Consider the following 16,482-nt stretch of genomic DNA (forward strand, 5'->3'; position numbering starts at 1 on the left):
GGCGTAGTGCAGAGGACAGGCTGTGGCAGAAGCAGGACCGGCAAACCCAGCAACTCCGGTGACGGCCGGCCAGCTTACCCAGCTTGTGGAGCACGGACTGGAGCTCGTCGGCGCCGGAGGCCGGGATGACCTCCGGAAACGCCTGGACCTTGCATTGGGGCGGCTCAGGGATCCCAGTATCCGGGTCATCGTGGTGGGCGAATTCAAGCAGGGCAAAAGCAAGTTCATCAATGCACTGGTGGGTGCGCCGGCCTGCCCTGTCGACGACGACGTCGCCACGTCTGTTCCCACACTTGTCCGGTACGGGGATCCGGCCTCGGCCGCGATCCTGGTTCCCACCTCCGGGGCGGACGCAGGCGATGCCTTTGACCGCCAGCCGATCCCCGTCACCGACCTCGCGGCTTACGTTTCCGAGCAGGGAAATCCCGGGAACAGCAAGAAACTCCTGGCTGCCGAGGTGTGCATGCCCCGCAGGATCCTGTCAGGCGGGCTCATTGTCATCGATTCGCCCGGCGTCGGGGGCCTGGGGTCGGCGCACACCCTGGCCACCCTCACGGCACTGCCCACCGCCGATGCGATGCTCCTGGTCTCGGACGCCTCCCAGGAATACACCGAACCGGAGATGCGCTTCCTGCGGCAGGCCATGCGGATCACCCCGAACGTCGTGGGCGTCCTGACCAAGACCGACCTCTACCCGGAATGGCGGCGGGTGGAGGAGATGGACCGCTCCCATCTCGGCAGGGTAGCGGCGGATATTCCATTGTTTCCCGTTTCCTCGGACCTCCGCCTCGAGGCAGCACGCCTGCAGGACAGCGGGCTGAATGAGGAATCCGGCTTCCCCGCCCTGATCGCCCACCTCCGCAGCGGAATCGTGGAAGGCGCCCAGCGGCTCCAGGGTCGCGCTGTCAGCCAGGACCTGCTTGCCGTCACCGAGAACCTCCGCCTCTCCCTGCAATCGGAGCTTGAGGCACTTGAAAACCCTGACGACACGCCCCGGATGCTTGCGGAGCTGGAAGCGGCCAGGGCAGAGGCCGACGAGCTGCGGAAACGGTCTGCACGCTGGCAGGTCACCCTCAGCGACGGCATCAGCGACCTCATCGCCGACATGGAATACGACCTCCGCAACCGGCTCCGCCACATCCAGCGGGAAGCTGAAGCCGCCATTGACCAGGAGGACCCGGGCCCGGCCTGGGCTGATTTTTCGAAGTGGCTGGAGACATCCACCGCGTCCGCCATCTCGGACACCTTCGTCCTCACCAGTGAGCGGGCGCAGTGGCTGGCCGGACAGGTGGCTGACAACTTCGTCGCGGACGAAGTTCCGTTGCCGGTGATGCAGGTTTCACATTCCGCTGACGTGCTGGATCCCGTGGACGAGATGCCGGGGATGGACGCCGGGCACGTCAACCCGGTGCAGAAGGTGCTGATCGGCATGCGTGGCTCCTACGGCGGGGTGCTGATGTTTGGACTCATCACCGGCATCTTCGGCATGGCGCTGATTAACCCGTTCTCCCTGGGTGCCGGGTTCCTGCTGGGACGCAAGGCCTACCGGGAAGACAAGGATGCGCGGCTCAAGCGCCGGCAGGGGGAGGCCAAGGCCCTCGTGAGGCGGCAGCTCGACGACGTTGCCTTCCAGGTGGGCAAGCAACTGAAGGACCGGCTGCGGCTGGTTCAGCGTTCAATCCGCGACCACTTCACGGAAATCGCGGACGAACACCACCGCTCCCTGGCCGATTCTGTATCCGCTGCGCAGGAAGCAGCAAATGCCTACGCCCTGGAAAAGGACGCCCGCATCAGGGACATCAAGGCCCAGCTCAAGAAGGTGGACGCGCTCCACCGCGCCGCGCAGGCAGTTGCCGCCGAAGTAGCCGGCGCAGGCACCATGATGCCTGCGGGCGGACCGCGATGACTAATTCCACGCTTACCGGAGCCGCGGGCCTGGTCCAGGAGGCGTTGAAGACCTATGGGGATGATCCGGCCGGTGCGGCCGCCCTCCAAGGAATTGCACGGAGGCTCGCGGAGCCACTCCGGGTAGCCGTAGCGGGCATGGTCAAGGCCGGGAAGTCCACGCTCCTAAACGCGATCATCGGCGAGGAGATAGCGCCCACCGACACGGGGGAGTGCACCCGGATCATCACCTGGTACCGGCATGGGCACACTCCCCGCATTACCCTCCACCCCACCGGTGGCGAGCCCCGCACCTTGCCGCTTAAACGCGTGGACGGCCGCCTTGTGTTCGTGCTGGGGGACGTGGACGCGGGGGACGTGGACCGGCTGGAGGTGGAGTGGCCGTCGCCGGCGCTGCGGAGCATGACCCTGATCGATACCCCCGGCATCGCCTCGCTCTCCCGCGGGGTATCTGCCCGCTCCGCCGCTTTCCTGGCCCCGGCGGACACAGAGTCCGAAGCGGACGCCATCATCTACCTCATGCGCCACATGCACGCAGCGGATGTGCGGTTCCTCGAATCCTTCCGGGACACGGAAGCTGGACGCTCGGGTACCGTCAATGCAATCGCGGTGCTTTCAAGGGCAGACGAGGTGGGCGGCGGCCGCATCGATTCGCTGCTGTCCGCCGGGGAAATCGCGGAAAGGTACCGCCATGACCCCAACCTCCGGAAACTCGCCCTGGGCGTCGTTCCGGTGGCAGGGCTCCTTGCCCAGGGTGCACGGACCATGCGCCAGCAGGAATTCGCTGCCCTCCAGCTGCTGGCAAGCCTGGACCGCGGCGACCGCGAGAAATCACTGCTCTCAGCCGACAGGTTCCTCCGGTCCACCATCCCGGAAGGGCTGACGGCGGAGGCCAGGGCCTCGCTGTTGGCACGGTTTGGCCTGTTCGGGATCCGGCTGGCTGTAGTCCTGGTCTCCAACGGATTCAACGAACCCACCCCGCTGGCCCACGAGCTTGCCCGCCGCAGTGGCCTGGACCCGTTGCTGGACCTGCTGGACCGCCAGTTCCAGGCCCGGGCCGGGGCGCTGAAGGCACGCACGGCACTCGTTGCGGTGGAGGCGCTGCTGCGCGGCTCGCCCCGGCCGGGAACCGCGCACCTGGCTGCCGCCCTTGAGCGGCTGCAGGCCAACGCCCATGAGTTCCGCGAACTGCGCCTGCTGGCCGCCCTGCGGACCACGGGCGTGCCGCTCAGCCCTGAACTCGCGGCGGAAGCAGAGGGGCTGATCGGCGGCCGGGGCGCTGCGCCGCACGTGAGGCTGGGGCTGGACGCGGATGCGGCGCCCGGTGAGATGGCTGACGAGGCCCGACGCTACCTGCTGCGCTGGCGGGCGGTGGCGGAGAGCCCGCTGACGGACGGACCGGCACTGGACGCCTGCCGGATTGTGGTCCGCAGCTGCGAGGGCGTGCTGGCTGAATCGTTCTCCCGCCAGCGCCAAACGGCCTGAACGCCCTCCGGGGGAGTGCCCTACCGGGAAGGGACTATTTTAATCCGTCGTTGTCGTGTTCGTCGGTCTCGTGCTTGTCTTTCCCGCCGTCGGCGTCCTTTGCCTTCGCATCCAGCTCATCCTTGAGCTTCTTCAGCCGGGCGGCCTCCGCCTCCTGGCGGCGGCGGACCTCCAGCCTGCGGAGGAAGTCCGGATCATCGTCCGGGGCGGTGGGGTGGCGGTAGTCCTGCCGCTGCGGGGGAGTACCGCGCGGCCGGCCGATCAGGAGCCAGAGGATGGCGCCCAGTACCGGCAGGACGATCATGACCACGATCCAGGCGGGTTTGGAAATTCCGCGGGTGAGGCGCCCGTCGGTTCGGATCACGTCGACGAGGCCATACACGAAGATGGCGAGGATTGCGACGGCCAAAGCCACACGGAGGAGCATGCCATTAAGTCTATCGTCAGGAGGCGCAGGGGCCGCGGGCGGGAGGCGGCTAAACTTGAATAGTGGCCTTTTTGAAATATTCCCTGATCCGCCTGGCTCTCTTCGCACCCCTGTTCGTGCTCTTTAGCTTCCTGGGGCTGGGTGCCCTCATGTCCGTTATCTGCGCGGCCCTGATCGCCTTCGCCGTGAGCTACCTGTTTTTCCAGAAGCAGCGGGACGAAGCCGCGGCGGCCCTGCAGCACCGGTTCTCCGGCAAAGCCAAGCCGTTGCGCTCCGCCGGCGAAGTCCAGGACGCACACGCCGAGGATGCGCTGCTGGACGCCAACCCCGGCGTCACCATCAACAATGACGCGAAGGGCCGCGAGCGTCAGTAATCCCTCACGCCCAGGCTGGCTGGCTAGAAACCGCGGCTGAGCACCAGTCCGAGTGAAAACAGCAGGCTGTAGCCGAGGTTGATCAGGCCGGTCTGCTTGAGGACCGGGATGAGGCTCTTGCGCTTGCGCCCGTTGATCATCAGCCAGGCGGGCATGAGGCAGGCCGGGATCAGCAGCAGCACAATCAGCATCCAGGGCCGCCCGGGAGCCAGGATCACCACCAGCAGGATGGCTACGGCCAGCATCAGGACGTAGCTTTCGCGGGCGTGCTTGTCGCCCAGCCGGACCGCCAGGGTTTTCTTGCCAGCCTGCATGTCCGTGGGAATGTCCCGGACGTTGTTGGCCATAAGCAGGGCAGTGGCGATCAGCCCGGTGCCGATCGCCCCAATAATGGCGGGCAGGTTGATCTGCCCGGCCTGGGTGTAGGTGGTGCCCAGGGTGGCCACCAGCCCGAAGAACACAAAGACGAACACGTCGCCCAGGCCCATGTAGCCGTAAGGGTTCTTACCCCCGGTGTAGCCCCAGGCGGCCATGACGCAGCCCAGGCCCACCAGGATCAGCCACCAGCTCTGGGTGATCACCACCAGCACCAGGCCAAACACCATGGCGGCCGCGAACGCGCCGAACGCCGCCCGTTTTACGTGTTCAGGGCTGGCCGCCCCGGAACCCACCAGGCGCAGCGGGCCCACGCGGTCATCGTCGGTCCCCCTGATGCCGTCCGAGTAGTCGTTGGCAAAGTTAACCCCCACCTGGAGCAGGAGGGCCACCAGCGCCGCGAGGATGGCGTTGAAGAGGAGGAACGAACCCATCTCGTAGGCTGCGGCGGAGCCGATCAGCACCGGCGCGATCGCGGCGGGCAGCGTCCGGAGCCGGGCGCCTTGGATCCATTGTGCGGCTGTAGCCACGTTACGTACCTCACGTGTGTTGGGGGCGGCAGGAGGGGAGTCCGGCCGGATGGTGCAGGTCTACTTTACTTTCCCTGGTGCCGGGCTTTGAGCTGGGAGGTCATGGCCAGGCGGTCAGGTTTGCCGTTGGGCAGCATCAGCAGCCGGGGGGCCGCGAGGACTGTTTTGGGCGCAAGGGCCCCCAGTGTCCGCTGCCATTGCTGTGCAAGGACGACGGCGGTGTCCCCGCCTTCCGCGTCCGGTACCGGGTCCGGCGCAGGGTCCGTCAACGCGACGTAGGCCGCCACGGCCTGCCCCCACTCGGCGGAAGGTACGCCTGCCACGAAAGCCGCTGCGACGCCGTCGGACTTCTCCAGCTCTTCCTGGACGTGCGCGGCGGAAACCTTCACGCCGCCGGTGATGATCACGTCGTCGGCCCTGCCCAGCACGGTCAGCCGGCCGTCGTCGTCAATGCTGCCGAGGTCGCTGGTGCGGTACCAGCGCACACCGTCCTCCTCGAAGAACGTGTCCGTGCTCTCCGGCGACTCGAGGTAGCCGGCGGCGATGGTGTCCCCGCCCAGCAGGATCCTGCCGTCCTCCTCCACCCGGACCGAGACGCCCTCCAGCGGGAACCCGTCGTAGACGCACCCGCCGCAGGATTCGGCGGACCCGTAGGTGGTGACCACCCGGACTCCGGCCTCGCGGGCAGCCGCCAGCAGGGACGCCGGGGCGGGGGCGCCGCCCAGCAGGACCGCGTTGAAGCGGCGTAGCACGGCCAGGGTCTCCGGCGATGGCGCGTTGAGGAGCCGCTGAAGCTGGGTGGGGACCAGCGAGGTGAACCGGATCTTGTCCGTCAGCTCCTCGGCTGCGGCGGTGAAGGCCTCGGGGGTAAAGCCGTGGGACATGTCCATGACCCAGGGGCGGGTGCCCGCGAACAGGGAGCGGACCAGGACCTGGATGCCCGCAACGTACTGCACGGGCAGCGCAAGGAGCCACTGGCCCTCTCCCTTGAGCGCCAGGGCCGTTGCCATCGAGGACGCGGCCAGGGACTCCACGGTCAGCACGGTGGCCTTGGGGGCGCCGGTGGAGCCGGACGTGCGGACCACTGCCACGGCGTCGTCGCAGCCCGGCGTTTCCAGATGTCCCACCACCAGGGCGCCGTCGTCGCCAATGAAGAGTTCGACGGCGGGACCCTCCCCATGGAGGGCTGCCGCCAGGGCCGTCAGTGCCGGCTCGATGTTGATGGGGCCGGCCGCATTCGCTGGAGTATTCATGTTCCGCTCCTGCCTAGAAATAGTGCGGGAAGGTGGACCAGTCGGGTTCGCGTTTTTGCAGGAAGGCTTCCTTGCCCTCCACCGCCTCGTCCGTCATGTATGCCAGCCGCGTGGCCTCGCCCGCGAACACCTGCTGCCCGGCAAGGCCGTCATCCGCGAGGTTGAAGGCGAACTTGAGCATCCGGATGGCCTGGGGTGACTGGCGGGCGATGTCCGCCGCGTACTCCAGGGCAACCTCCTCGAGGCGGTCATGGTCCACGGCCTCGTTCACGGCACCCATCCGAACCATGTCCTCAGCGGAATATTCGCGGGCAAGGAAGAAGATCTCGCGGGCCGCCTTCTGCCCGATCTGGCGTGCGAGCAGTGCCGAGCCGTATCCGGCGTCGAAGCTTCCCACAGTGGCGTCGGTCTGCTTGAACTTGCCGTGCTGGCGGGATGCGATGGTGAGGTCCGCAACTACGTGCAGGGAGTGTCCGCCGCCGGCCGCCCAGCCGTTGACGACGGCGATGACCACCTTGGGCATGGTGCGCATCAGCCGCTGGACTTCCAGGATGTGGAGCCTGCCGGCGCGGGCAGGGTCGATGGTTTCCTGGGTCTCGCCGTCTGCATATTTGTAGCCGTCACGGCCGCGAATCCGCTGGTCCCCACCTGAGCAGAAGGAGTGCCCGCCGTCCTTGGGGGAGGGGCCGTTGCCGGTGAGCAGCACGGTGGCCACGTCCGGGGACATCCGGGCATGGTCCATGGCCCGGTAGAGCTCGTCCACGGTGCCTGGCCGGAACGCGTTGCGCACCTCGGGCCGGTTGAACGCAATTCGGACCGTGGGCAGGTCACGCAGCCATTCGCCGCTTGAATCCCGCTCCACCTGCCGGTGGTAGGTCATGTCCTGGAAGTCCTCGAAGCCGGACACGGTGCGCCAGCGGGAGGGGTCGAAGACGTCGGACACCTGGGCGGGAATCTGTTTGCTCACCGTCCAAGTCTAATAATCGGCCTCAGCTGATGCAGAACTCGTTGCCCTCGGGGTCCGCCATGGTGTGCCAGGAGTGCGGGCCCTGGCTTGCCGTCCACAGGAACGTGGCGCCCCGGGCCTCGAGCTCCCGGCGGACCTCGTCCTTGTCCCGGCCTGCCAGGTTGATATCCCAGTGCACGCGGTTTTTCACCGTCTTGGCCTCCGGCGCCGTCTGGAACAGGAGGCGGCGGGCCGGCGCCTTGGACTCCAGCTCCTCGACGGGGCGGATCGCGCAGCCTTCGCGCCACACCAGGTTGCCCCGGTGGGTCATGGTCTGGTCCTCCGTGGCGAAGCCCTGCTCGATCATGGAGCGGATGAAGGCGGCGTCCTGCGGTTCCACGGACCACCCGAGGGTTTCAGCCCACCAGTCGGCAAGCTCATGCGGCCCGGCGCTGTCGATGACTATCTGGATGTTCAGTCCCATCACACCAAGGTACGGCGGCACGTGCTGCCGGGGAAGGGTCCCCGAGGTCTGTATAACGTTAGAAAGTTCTCTTGACACATTGTCATGACATACGTCACAGTAGGGCGGAAAGGCTTTTCCCTCCGGCTTCCACCGGCGGGCAGCGCCACCACTTTCATCCCGGGCCGCCCATGCCGGCCTGGAGCCCAGCGAGAGACAGGACAGACCATTGTCAGAGAAGACAAGAATCTCCAGCATCAGCCGCCGCCAGTTCGGCCTCACGGCGTTCGGCCTCTCGGCGCTGGCAGCGGGGCTTACGGCCTGCGGCAGCAGCGGCGGGGGCGGGTCTGAGGGTGGCGCCAAGACCCTGCAGCTGGTCCTCTCCGGCGATACGAACCAGGGCGGCGCCTTTGCCGCGGCCGCCGAGAAGTACAAGGAAATCACCGGCATCACCATTGAGGTGGTGGATGTCCCCACCGCGGACATCACCACCAAGCTCAAGAACGCCGCAACGGCTAACGACCTCCCGGCCCTGGCCCGCGTTACCAGCATCGATCCGCTCTGGGTCAACCAGCTCCAGGACCTCTCGGACATTGCCGCGTCCCGGGGAATCGACCAGAACTTCCTCGAGAAATCCCCGGACGGCATCATCCCCGCCATCCCCTCCGACCTCACGGCCGTTGGCCTGTTCGTCAACAAGAGCCTGTTCGACAAAGCCGGCGTCAGCTACCCCACCGACCTTGAGCAGGCGTGGACCTGGGACGAGTTCGTGGCCGCGGTCAACGAGGTCCGCGAGAAAGCCGGCGCCAAGTTCGGCTTTGTGATGGACCGCTCCGGCCACCGCCTGCGCGCCATGATGTACGAGTTCGGCAGCACCGCCTTCGCCAAGGAAGGCGACAAGTACGCAGCCGATGACGAGGCCGTGGAAACCCTCGAATACTTCCAGAAGATCAACGATGACCAGACCATGCCCAAGTCGGTCTGGCTCAGCGGCGAGGACGGCAACGCAATGTTCAAGAGCGGCCAGGTTGCCGCGTACTACTCCGGCAGCTGGCAGGTGGCGGACTTCAACAAGAACATCAAGGACTTCGAGTGGCTCTCCGTGCCGCTGCCCAAGAAGGAAGTCAGTGCCACCAACCTCGGCGGCGGCTTCATGGTCGCGTTCAAGGACACCGGCGCCGATGAGGAGGCCAAGAAGTTCATCGACTGGTTCTACGAGGACGCAAACTACACCGAGTTCGCCAAGCTGGGCGGCTACCTGCCGGTCAAGGACCTGCAGGTGGAGTATCCGTTCCAGCAGGCCTCCTTCGAGCTGTACCAGAAGCAGATCGCCGGCAATGAGGCCAAGGGGGACAATGCCATCAAGCGCGTGGTGGCCGAGGCCTACGCGGAAACCCCGTTCTCCGGCGACCCCCTGCGCGAAGAGACCGTCAAGATGCTCTCCGGCAGCCAGGATGCCAAGACCACGGTGGACAACATCGTGAAGCTCTACAACGGGGCCTGACCCGTGGCCAACCCAACCATGAGCACCACGGTGGCGCCGCCGGCGCCCGGGCCGGGAGCGGTACGGAGCAAGTCCCAGCAGAAGCGCCGGAACCGCTACGTCATTGCACCGCTGGTCCTCATCGGCGTCAACGTGGTGCTCTTCCTGGTCTTCTTCGTCTGGCCCGGAGCGCTGGGACTGCTGTATTCCTTCACGGACTACCGCGGCGTGGGCAAGCTGAATTTCATCGGCCTGGCCAACTTCCAGAAACTCTTCGCGGACAGCACCTTCTACGCGGCGCTCGGCCGGACCTTTGTGTACACGGTCCTGTCCGTGCCGCTGATATATGTCTGCTCGCTGGGGGTCGCCGCGCTCCTGGTCAGCAAGGCTGTCCGGGGACGGACTGCGGCGAAGATCGTCATCTTCCTTCCATGGCTGATCTCACCCATCGTGGTGGGCGTCATATGGAAGTGGATGTTCGGCCAGGATTTCGGATTCGTGAACTTCCTGATCACCAGCGCCGGCGGCAGCGCGGTCCCGTGGTCCAGCAACGGCAACCTGGCGCTCGCGGTAGTCATTTTCGCCTCGGCGTGGGGCGGCACGGCCTTCAACATGCTGCTCTTCATTGCGGCGCTGAAGAACATCCCGGAGGCCCTGCTGGAGGCAGCGGAGCTGGATGGCGCCAACGCGTGGCAGCGCTTCCTGAACGTCACCCTCCCAGGCATCGCACCGACGTCGTTCATGGTCATCCTGCTCTCCACCATCCATGCGATGAAGGAATTCGCCATGATCCAGGCCCTGACCAACGGCGGCCCCGGAACGGAGAACACCCTGATCGTGCAGTACATCTACAAGACCGGCTTTGAGCAGTCCAAGGTGGGGTATGCCAGTGCCGCCTCCATGGTGCTGATGGTGGTCCTGCTGGCGATCGCCCTTATCCAGCTGCGCTTCAACCGGAAGAAGGCCTGACCATGGCAACAGCAGCCAACCTCCCTCCCGCCATCGCCGAGGAATCTGCGCTCGGAGCCGAGAAGGCGGACGCCGGCAGGGGCAGGCGCGGCCCCCGGGGCAACCGTAAAGGCCGGGCCCGGCTGTCCGTCCCCCTCACCGTGCTCATGTGGGTCATCGCCGCGATCTACGCCCTGCCGCTGCTCTGGTTCCTCCTCAGCTCCTTCAAGCCGGGCAGCGAGCTTTTCAGCTATCCGCTGTCCATGATTCCCAGGGAGTGGACCTTCCAGGGCTTCGTTGACGCGTGGGAGCGGGTGGACTTCGCCCAGTACTTCCTGAATACGGCAACGGTGGCCATTGTCACCACGGTTCTCACCGTGTTCTTCAGCGCCTGCACCGGCTATGCGCTGGCCAAGTACAACAACAAGGGCACCCGGCTGTTCTTCGTGTGCATCCTGGCCACCACCATGCTTCCCACCGAAGTGATCCTGAACCCCACGTTCACGGTGATCCGCGACCTGGGCCTGTACAACTCGCTGGCCGGCATCATTGTGCCGTCCGTCCTGACGGCCACGGGGGTGTTCATGTTCCGGCAGTTCTTCCTCACGGTGCCGGATGACCTGCTGCATTCGGCCAGGATCGACGGCGCCAGCGAGCTGGCCATCTTCTTCCGGATCATGCTGCCGCTGTCCCGGCCCATCCTGTTCACGCTCGCCATTTTCTCGTTCCAGTGGCGGTGGAACGACTACATCTGGCCGCTGATCGTCCTCAACGATCCCAAGTGGTACACGCTCCAGGTTGCCCTGCGCAGCATTGTGGGTGCGGAAAACATCGACTGGCCGGTGCTGCTGGGGGCCTCGGTGATCTCCATCCTGCCGCTGGTCCTGGTGTTCTTCGTGTTCCAGAAATACGTGCTCAACGCCGACGTCAGCGCGGGCCTGAAGGACTAGCATCCTGCCCCGAAGCGCCACCCCATCAGCCTGCTCCGGGACAGGACCCCGGGCAGACCCATGAAAGGCAATACATTGCAGACAGCTTCCGTGGACGCAGCATTCCTCCACCGTGTGGGGGAGGCAGCGGACCAGTCCGTGCAGGCGCTGCTGGAAACGCACGACGCCGACGTGGCGGCCCTGGCACACCGGCCCGCCATGGGCAGGCTGCTTGCGATGGTCACGGTCGTCACCGAGCCCGGCTCCGCCTTTTACGGCGCTGGCCATGACGGTGCTGGCGGGCTGCGGAGGCCGATGGCCGGGTGCCTTGACCGGCTGGAGCAGCTTCAGGGTCCCACCGGCCTGTTCGACGGCACCAACCTGTGCTCTCCGCCGGATTCGGCTTTCACCCTCAACGACGTGTGCCTTGCGCTGGGCCTGATCCGGGCCCTGGACACCCCGCCGGACCCCGTGCTTGCGGAGGTGGATGCCAGGCTCAGCGGCATCGTCTCCCGGGCCACGGATGCCATGGTTGCGGGCGGGGTCCACACGCCCAACCACCGTTGGGAGCTGTGCGCGGCACTGGCGCAGATGGACAGGCTGCAGCCGCGGCCGGGCATTGCGGAGAGGATCTCGGAATGGCTGGCGGAGGGGATCGACCAGCTGCCGGACGGGATGTACTCCGAGCGCAGTCCGCTGTATGCCACCGCCGTCACCAATCCGTCCCTGCTGGCCATCGCGGACAGTTCGGGACGGCCGGAACTGCTGGACCACGTCCGCCGGAACCTCACAGCGTTCCTGCCGTGGTTCAACCCGGACGGCAGCGTGGAGTCGGTGTTCTCGCGCCGCCAGGACCAGTGGATGACTTTCGACGCCGCCCCGTTCCTCCACCTGTACCGGCGGATGGCCAACCAGGACGGCCGGCAGGACTTCGCCGCCGCGGCCACCTGGCTGGAGGGGCTGCCCCTGCATGAGCCGGCCAAGCTGCTGGCGCTGGCCCGGCTGGATCCCTGGCTGCGGGAAACGCTGCCCGGAACCCGCCCTGACGAGGGCGCGCCGCCGCCGTCGGGCCTTCCCTTCCATGCCGCCATGGCACCCGCGGAGGCCGCGCTGGAGACCTGCGGCGTGTACCGCTTCCGGGACGGCGGATCGGTGGTCACCGTGTTTGGCGGGTGCGACGCCCTGGTGCCCGGTGTGGTGTCCGGGCTTGCCGCGAATCCCACCTTCCTGCGCTTTGCGCATGGAGCGGTGGTGCTCACGGACGTGAGGTTGTCCCGCAGCTTCTTTGACCTTGGTCCCTTCCGCAGCCAGCACACGGTGGCGAACGGAACCGCCGTGACCCTGTCCGAGGAACTGGAGGCCAACTTCTATATGCCGCTGCCGGCAGGGAAGCGGCGGGCGGACGGCATCTACGCTTTGGAGCATGAGGGCCGGTTCAGCGCGGGCATGGACTTCAGCAGCCGGCCCACCGTGGTCCACCGGCTTGCCACGGACATTGCCGTGCAGGCGGACGGCGGCCAGGCGGTGCTGGACATCAGTTTCGAGGGCGCGGACACGGCGTTCGCCCTTGAGCTGACGTTCCGGCCGGGCGGAACGCTCGACGGCGCCATCCCGCTGGGTGGGACCGGCGCCTTCCAGCTGGTGGAGGGGATGGGCCGCTACCGGGTGGGCGGTGACGCCATTGAGTTCGGGCCCGGTTTACCTGCCAGCCCGGACACTCCGGCTGCCTACAACCCCGGTGAAAGCTACCGGTACCTGGGCGGGACCAACGCGTCCGGCGGCGTGAAGGTGTACATCACCGGGCGCACCCGCGGCAGCCACCGTTTCACGTTCCGGGGCTTCACCTTGCGGGGCCTGCCCAGGAGTTCCTAGGGCTGGACCTGCTGGAGCTGTTCGAAGACTTCCGGCGGAATGGCGTAGATGAACACCACGGCCAGCAGGTTCTTGGCGGCGTGCACAAAGTAGGCGAACACCAAATTCTTGCCGGTCCATACGTAGACGAATACCAGCGTGGCGCCCATAACCAGATAGGGAAGCAACGCGGTGAAGGTGACTGCTTCCTGGCCCACGATATGAAGGGCCGCGAACAGCACCACGGACAGGGCACAGCAGATCCAGATGTTCACCCGCCGGCTCAGCTTGCCGATCAGCAGGTGGCGGAAGATGTACTCCTCCACGAACGGTCCCACCACCACCAGGAGCGGAACCATCAGCCAGGCCGGGATCTGCTGGGCCAGCTCCTGCAGTCCGGCCTGGTTCTGTGACGTTTGGGCCTCGCCGCTGAGGGCCACCACCACGGCGGTGAGGATCATCATGGCAATCACTGCGGCCGGGACCATCAGCAGGGTGAACCACGGCCGGGTGGCCAGGACCTTCACGTCGCGGCCCACAACCTTCCTGGCTGCGAGCAATGCGAGTATGCCCACGGAGGCATAGAAGAGCAGGTTGACCGCGTAGGACGCTGCCGCCGGGCTGGGGGCTATCTGGCGCAGGAAGGGGGCCAGCAGTTCACCGGCTACGGCAAAGAATCCGGCGATGGCCACGTAGGTGATGAGGGTGGCAAAGTCCAGGGGCTTGAAGCGGTACAGCTCGGGCTGCGGTGCGGGCGGTATGCGGTGGGCGGTAGCCATAACTTCAGCCTAGCCTCCCAACTGGGTCGCAGCAGATGTCGGGTTCAGGGCCAAAAGGACATCTGCTGCGACTTGGTTGGGCCGGGAGAGCGTTGCTGGCGGAAACGTGCTTCCCGTAGAATCTTCGGTATGCCTAAATTTCTGTTTCGGTGCGCCAAAGTAGCCGCCCGAATCCACGCCGGGCGGACGGTGCGGTTGCGCGCCGCGGCCGCTGCCGCCGTCGTGCTTTCCATGATGCTGACCGCCTGCGGTGGGGGCGCTGCCGGCAACAGGGATGGCAAGCCCGTGGTCCTGACCACCTTCACCGTGCTGGCGGACATCGCCCGGAACGTTGCGGGGGACAAGCTCACGGTGGAGTCCATCACCAAGGCCGGCGCTGAGATCCACGGCTACGAGCCCACGCCGGGCGACATCAGGAAGGCCTCAAAAGCCGACCTCATCCTGGACAACGGACTCAACCTTGAGGCATGGTTCGGGCAGTTCGTTGAAGGACTGGACGTGCCGCATGCCGTGGTCAGTGAGGGCGTGGAGGTGATGTCCATCAGCGAGGACTCATACCAGGGCAAACCGAATCCGCACGCATGGATGTCGCCGGTGAACGTGCAGGCCTACGTGGACAACATGGTCCGGGCGTTCAGCGAACTGGACCCGGGCAACGCGGCCGCCTTCGCCGCGAACGGGGATGCCTACAAGGCCGAACTCCAGGCCGTGCAGGATGAGATGACTTCCAGCCTGGCGGGTGTCCCGGAGAACCAGCGGGCACTGGTCACGTGCGAGGGCGCGTTTTCCTACCTGGCACGCGACACCGGGCTGAAGGAGGTCTACATCTGGGCTGTCAACGCCGAGCAGCAGGCCACTCCGCAGCAGATCACCCGGGCCATCGAATACGTCAAAACGAACAATGTCCCCGCGGTGTTCTGCGAATCCACGGTGTCCGATGCCCCCATGCAGCAGGTGGTTGAAGCCACAGGCGCAAGCTTTGGCGGGACGCTCTACGTGGACTCCCTCTCGGAAGCGGACGGACCGGTCCCCACCTACCTGGACCTGATCCGGCACGACGCCGGGGTCATTACCACCGCCCTCACTGCCGGTGCCGGGTCATGAGTATCCCGGCCATCGCCGTCGAGAACGTCACGGTGCATTACGGGGAAGTCCTGGCCCTCGATGCTGCCTCCCTGACGGTGGACCCGGCACGGATCTGCGGCCTGGTGGGCATGAACGGCTCCGGGAAATCCACCCTGTTCAAGGTGATCATGGGAATGGTCAAGCCCGACGCCGGCACGGTGCGGATTGGAGGCCAGCCACCTTCCAAGGCACGCAGGGAAGGGGGGATCGGCTACGTTCCGCAAAGCGAGGAAGTGGACTGGCAGTTCCCGCTGTCCGTGCGCGACGTGGTGATGATGGGCCGGTACGGCCACCAGGGCTTCACCCGCCGGGCATCCAAGGCCGACCGCGCCGCCGTTGACGAGGCACTGGACCGGGTGGAGCTCGGGGATTATGCCGGCAGGCAGATCGGTCAGCTGTCCGGCGGGCAGAAAAAGCGCGCGTTCGTGGCCCGCGGCATCGCACAGGGCGCCACCATCATGCTGCTGGACGAGCCCTTCGCGGGCGTGGACAAGCGGTCCGAGGCCACCATCACCCGCCTGCTGCGCGAGCTCGCCTCGGACGGCTGCACCATCCTGGTGTCCACCCATGACCTGCACGCACTGCCCCAGCTCTGCGATGAAGCCGTGCTGCTGATGCACAAGGTCCTCATGCACGGCCCGCCCGAACTGGTGCTGCAGCCGGAAAACCTCGCCATGGCCTTTGGGCTGGACGTGCTCAACCGGAAGGAAGCGGGCTGACGATGGAACTCCTCCTCGAACCCCTCAGCTATGACTTCATGATCCGTGCCATCGTGACCACGGCCCTTGCCGCCGTCGTCTGCGCCGTACTCAGCTGCTGGCTGGTCCTGATCGGCTGGTCCCTGATGGGCGACGCCGTCTCGCATGCCGTCCTGCCCGGCGTCGTGCTCGCTTACATCGTGGGCGCCCCATTTGCACTGGGCGCGCTGGTGTTCGCGCTGATTGCCGTGACCCTGATCGGAGTGGTCCGCAATACCAGCAGGGTGAAGGAGGACGCCGCGATCGGCATCGTGTTCTCCTCCCTGTTTGCCCTGGGCCTGGTGCTGATTTCCGTCACCCCCAGCCAGACGGACCTGAACCACATCATCTTCGGCAACCTTCTGGGCGTCAGCATTCCGGACCTGATCCAGGTCCTGGTGCTGGGCGTGGTGGCTTTCGCCATCCTGATCCTCAAGCGGCGGGACCTCACGCTTTATGCCTTCGATCCCACCCATGCCCACGCGATCGGGCTCTCCCCCCAAAGGCTCGGGGCACTCCTGCTGGGCCTGCTTGCCCTGACCTCCGTGGTGGCGCTGCAGACTGTGGGCGTGGTGCTGGTGGTGGCCATGCTGATCATTCCCGGCGCCACGGCCTACCTGCTAACGGACCGGTTCGCCCGGATGCTGGTCATCGCGCCGGTGGTCTCGGCGCTCTGCTCGATCACCGGCATCTACCTCAGCTACTACCTGGACACGGCTTCCGGCGCCATGGTGGTGCTCACGCAGGGTGTGGTCTTCGCGGTCGTCTACCTCTTCAGTCCGCGGCAGGGCCTGATCGGAACCCGGCTGGCGAAGGCGCGGCGCAGGAAGGCTGCCGCCCTCGCCGCTGCCTGACTGCCGGTGCCTGACCGC

General features: G+C 66.3%; 16 protein-coding genes. 10 read left to right on the forward strand and 6 right to left on the reverse strand.

What is annotated here, in order from left to right; all coding sequences use genetic code 11:
• Positions 1 to 22: 22 nt before the first annotated feature.
• On the forward strand, positions 23 to 1,906 hold the full coding sequence (locus tag ACIQF4_RS09550; protein ID WP_400514882.1) for a dynamin family protein: 1,884 nt from the start codon (positions 23 to 25) through the stop codon (positions 1,904 to 1,906).
• Positions 1,903 to 3,390 carry a dynamin family protein gene (locus tag ACIQF4_RS09555; RefSeq protein ID WP_400514880.1) on the forward strand — a complete coding sequence of 496 codons (1,488 nt, stop codon included), beginning with the start codon at positions 1,903 to 1,905 and terminating at the stop codon, positions 3,388 to 3,390. Before ACIQF4_RS09550 ends, ACIQF4_RS09555 begins: the two co-directional genes overlap by 4 nt.
• Before the next feature lie 34 nt (positions 3,391 to 3,424).
• Here ACIQF4_RS09555 and ACIQF4_RS09560 read toward each other — a convergent pair whose 3' ends face one another.
• Positions 3,425 to 3,817 carry a PLD nuclease N-terminal domain-containing protein gene (locus ACIQF4_RS09560; protein ID WP_400514878.1) on the reverse strand — a complete coding sequence of 131 codons (393 nt, stop codon included), beginning with the start codon at positions 3,815 to 3,817 and terminating at the stop codon, positions 3,425 to 3,427.
• 62 nt (positions 3,818 to 3,879) lie between these two features.
• Here ACIQF4_RS09560 and ACIQF4_RS09565 point away from each other — a divergent pair, with 62 nt between their 5' ends.
• Positions 3,880 to 4,191, forward strand: a complete 312-nt coding sequence (locus ACIQF4_RS09565; RefSeq protein ID WP_231453910.1) for a DUF4229 domain-containing protein — start codon at positions 3,880 to 3,882, stop codon at positions 4,189 to 4,191.
• Positions 4,192 to 4,214: 23 nt separating this feature from the next.
• Here the strand turns inward: ACIQF4_RS09565 and ACIQF4_RS09570 are convergent, their stop codons facing one another.
• The 4 genes from ACIQF4_RS09570 to ACIQF4_RS09585 form a co-directional block, all read right to left on the reverse strand.
• Positions 4,215 to 5,096 (reverse strand): 1,4-dihydroxy-2-naphthoate polyprenyltransferase, encoded by an 882-nt coding sequence (locus tag ACIQF4_RS09570; protein WP_231453909.1) that lies wholly within the window; start codon positions 5,094 to 5,096, stop codon positions 4,215 to 4,217.
• A 65-nt stretch (positions 5,097 to 5,161) separates the two neighbouring features.
• On the reverse strand, positions 5,162 to 6,349 hold the full coding sequence (locus ACIQF4_RS09575) for an AMP-binding protein (RefSeq protein ID WP_400514876.1): 1,188 nt from the start codon (positions 6,347 to 6,349) through the stop codon (positions 5,162 to 5,164).
• A gap of 13 nt (positions 6,350 to 6,362) precedes the next feature.
• Positions 6,363 to 7,316, reverse strand: coding sequence for a 1,4-dihydroxy-2-naphthoyl-CoA synthase (locus ACIQF4_RS09580; RefSeq protein WP_231453907.1), 954 nt, complete (start codon positions 7,314 to 7,316; stop codon positions 6,363 to 6,365).
• A 22-nt stretch (positions 7,317 to 7,338) separates the two neighbouring features.
• A complete protein-coding gene (locus tag ACIQF4_RS09585) occupies positions 7,339 to 7,779 on the reverse strand; it encodes a VOC family protein (protein ID WP_400514875.1) in 441 nt (146 codons plus the stop codon).
• A 208-nt stretch (positions 7,780 to 7,987) separates the two neighbouring features.
• On the opposite strand from ACIQF4_RS09585, the gene ACIQF4_RS09590 reads away from it, so the two are divergent.
• From ACIQF4_RS09590 to ACIQF4_RS09605, 4 genes are all read left to right on the forward strand, one after another.
• Positions 7,988 to 9,262, forward strand: a complete 1,275-nt coding sequence (locus ACIQF4_RS09590) for an ABC transporter substrate-binding protein (RefSeq protein ID WP_400514873.1) — start codon at positions 7,988 to 7,990, stop codon at positions 9,260 to 9,262.
• A 3-nt stretch (positions 9,263 to 9,265) separates the two neighbouring features.
• Entirely contained in the window at positions 9,266 to 10,210 is a 945-nt protein-coding gene (locus ACIQF4_RS09595) for a carbohydrate ABC transporter permease (RefSeq protein ID WP_231453904.1), read from the forward strand.
• Positions 10,211 to 10,212: 2 nt separating this feature from the next.
• Positions 10,213 to 11,139: a carbohydrate ABC transporter permease gene (locus tag ACIQF4_RS09600; protein WP_400514871.1), complete on the forward strand. Its 927-nt coding sequence runs from the start codon at positions 10,213 to 10,215 to the stop codon at positions 11,137 to 11,139.
• A 90-nt stretch (positions 11,140 to 11,229) separates the two neighbouring features.
• Positions 11,230 to 12,990 carry a hypothetical protein gene (locus ACIQF4_RS09605; protein WP_400514869.1) on the forward strand — a complete coding sequence of 587 codons (1,761 nt, stop codon included), beginning with the start codon at positions 11,230 to 11,232 and terminating at the stop codon, positions 12,988 to 12,990.
• On the opposite strand, the gene ACIQF4_RS09610 is transcribed toward ACIQF4_RS09605, so the two are convergent.
• Positions 12,987 to 13,748 (reverse strand): lysostaphin resistance A-like protein, encoded by a 762-nt coding sequence (locus tag ACIQF4_RS09610; RefSeq protein ID WP_400514867.1) that lies wholly within the window; start codon positions 13,746 to 13,748, stop codon positions 12,987 to 12,989. The genes ACIQF4_RS09605 and ACIQF4_RS09610 overlap by 4 nt on opposite strands.
• A 129-nt stretch (positions 13,749 to 13,877) precedes the next feature.
• Here ACIQF4_RS09610 and ACIQF4_RS09615 point away from each other — a divergent pair, with 129 nt between their 5' ends.
• Genes ACIQF4_RS09615 through ACIQF4_RS09625 form a run of 3 tightly spaced genes read left to right on the forward strand, consistent with a single transcriptional unit; the run spans position 13,878 to position 16,464 of the window.
• On the forward strand, positions 13,878 to 14,852 hold the full coding sequence (locus ACIQF4_RS09615) for a metal ABC transporter substrate-binding protein (protein ID WP_400514865.1): 975 nt from the start codon (positions 13,878 to 13,880) through the stop codon (positions 14,850 to 14,852).
• Positions 14,849 to 15,592 carry a metal ABC transporter ATP-binding protein gene (locus ACIQF4_RS09620; RefSeq protein ID WP_400514862.1) on the forward strand — a complete coding sequence of 248 codons (744 nt, stop codon included), beginning with the start codon at positions 14,849 to 14,851 and terminating at the stop codon, positions 15,590 to 15,592. Before ACIQF4_RS09615 ends, ACIQF4_RS09620 begins: the two co-directional genes overlap by 4 nt.
• A gap of 2 nt (positions 15,593 to 15,594) precedes the next feature.
• Complete coding sequence (locus ACIQF4_RS09625; protein ID WP_400514860.1) at positions 15,595 to 16,464, forward strand: metal ABC transporter permease; 870 nt, start codon at positions 15,595 to 15,597, stop codon at positions 16,462 to 16,464.
• Positions 16,465 to 16,482: the final 18 nt, after the last annotated feature.

The organism is Pseudarthrobacter sp. NPDC092202 (assembly GCF_044755505.1).
GTDB lineage: Bacteria > Actinomycetota > Actinomycetes > Actinomycetales > Micrococcaceae > Arthrobacter.

Bases quoted from the DNA above. Each gene is read 5' to 3' on its own strand.
- ACIQF4_RS09620 (WP_400514862.1), top strand. From the start codon at position 14,849: ATGAGTATCCCGGCCATCGCCGTCGAGAACGTCACGGTGCATTACGGG.
- ACIQF4_RS09625 (WP_400514860.1), top strand. From the start codon at position 15,595: ATGGAACTCCTCCTCGAACCCCTCAGCTATGACTTCATGATCCGTGCC.
- ACIQF4_RS09575 (WP_400514876.1), bottom strand. From the start codon at position 6,349: ATGAATACTCCAGCGAATGCGGCCGGCCCCATCAACATCGAGCCGGCA.
- ACIQF4_RS09610 (WP_400514867.1), bottom strand. From the start codon at position 13,748: ATGGCTACCGCCCACCGCATACCGCCCGCACCGCAGCCCGAGCTGTAC.
- ACIQF4_RS09555 (WP_400514880.1), top strand. From the start codon at position 1,903: ATGACTAATTCCACGCTTACCGGAGCCGCGGGCCTGGTCCAGGAGGCG.
- ACIQF4_RS09585 (WP_400514875.1), bottom strand. From the start codon at position 7,779: ATGGGACTGAACATCCAGATAGTCATCGACAGCGCCGGGCCGCATGAG.
- ACIQF4_RS09600 (WP_400514871.1), top strand. From the start codon at position 10,213: ATGGCAACAGCAGCCAACCTCCCTCCCGCCATCGCCGAGGAATCTGCG.
- ACIQF4_RS09615 (WP_400514865.1), top strand. From the start codon at position 13,878: ATGCCTAAATTTCTGTTTCGGTGCGCCAAAGTAGCCGCCCGAATCCAC.
- ACIQF4_RS09560 (WP_400514878.1), bottom strand. From the start codon at position 3,817: ATGCTCCTCCGTGTGGCTTTGGCCGTCGCAATCCTCGCCATCTTCGTG.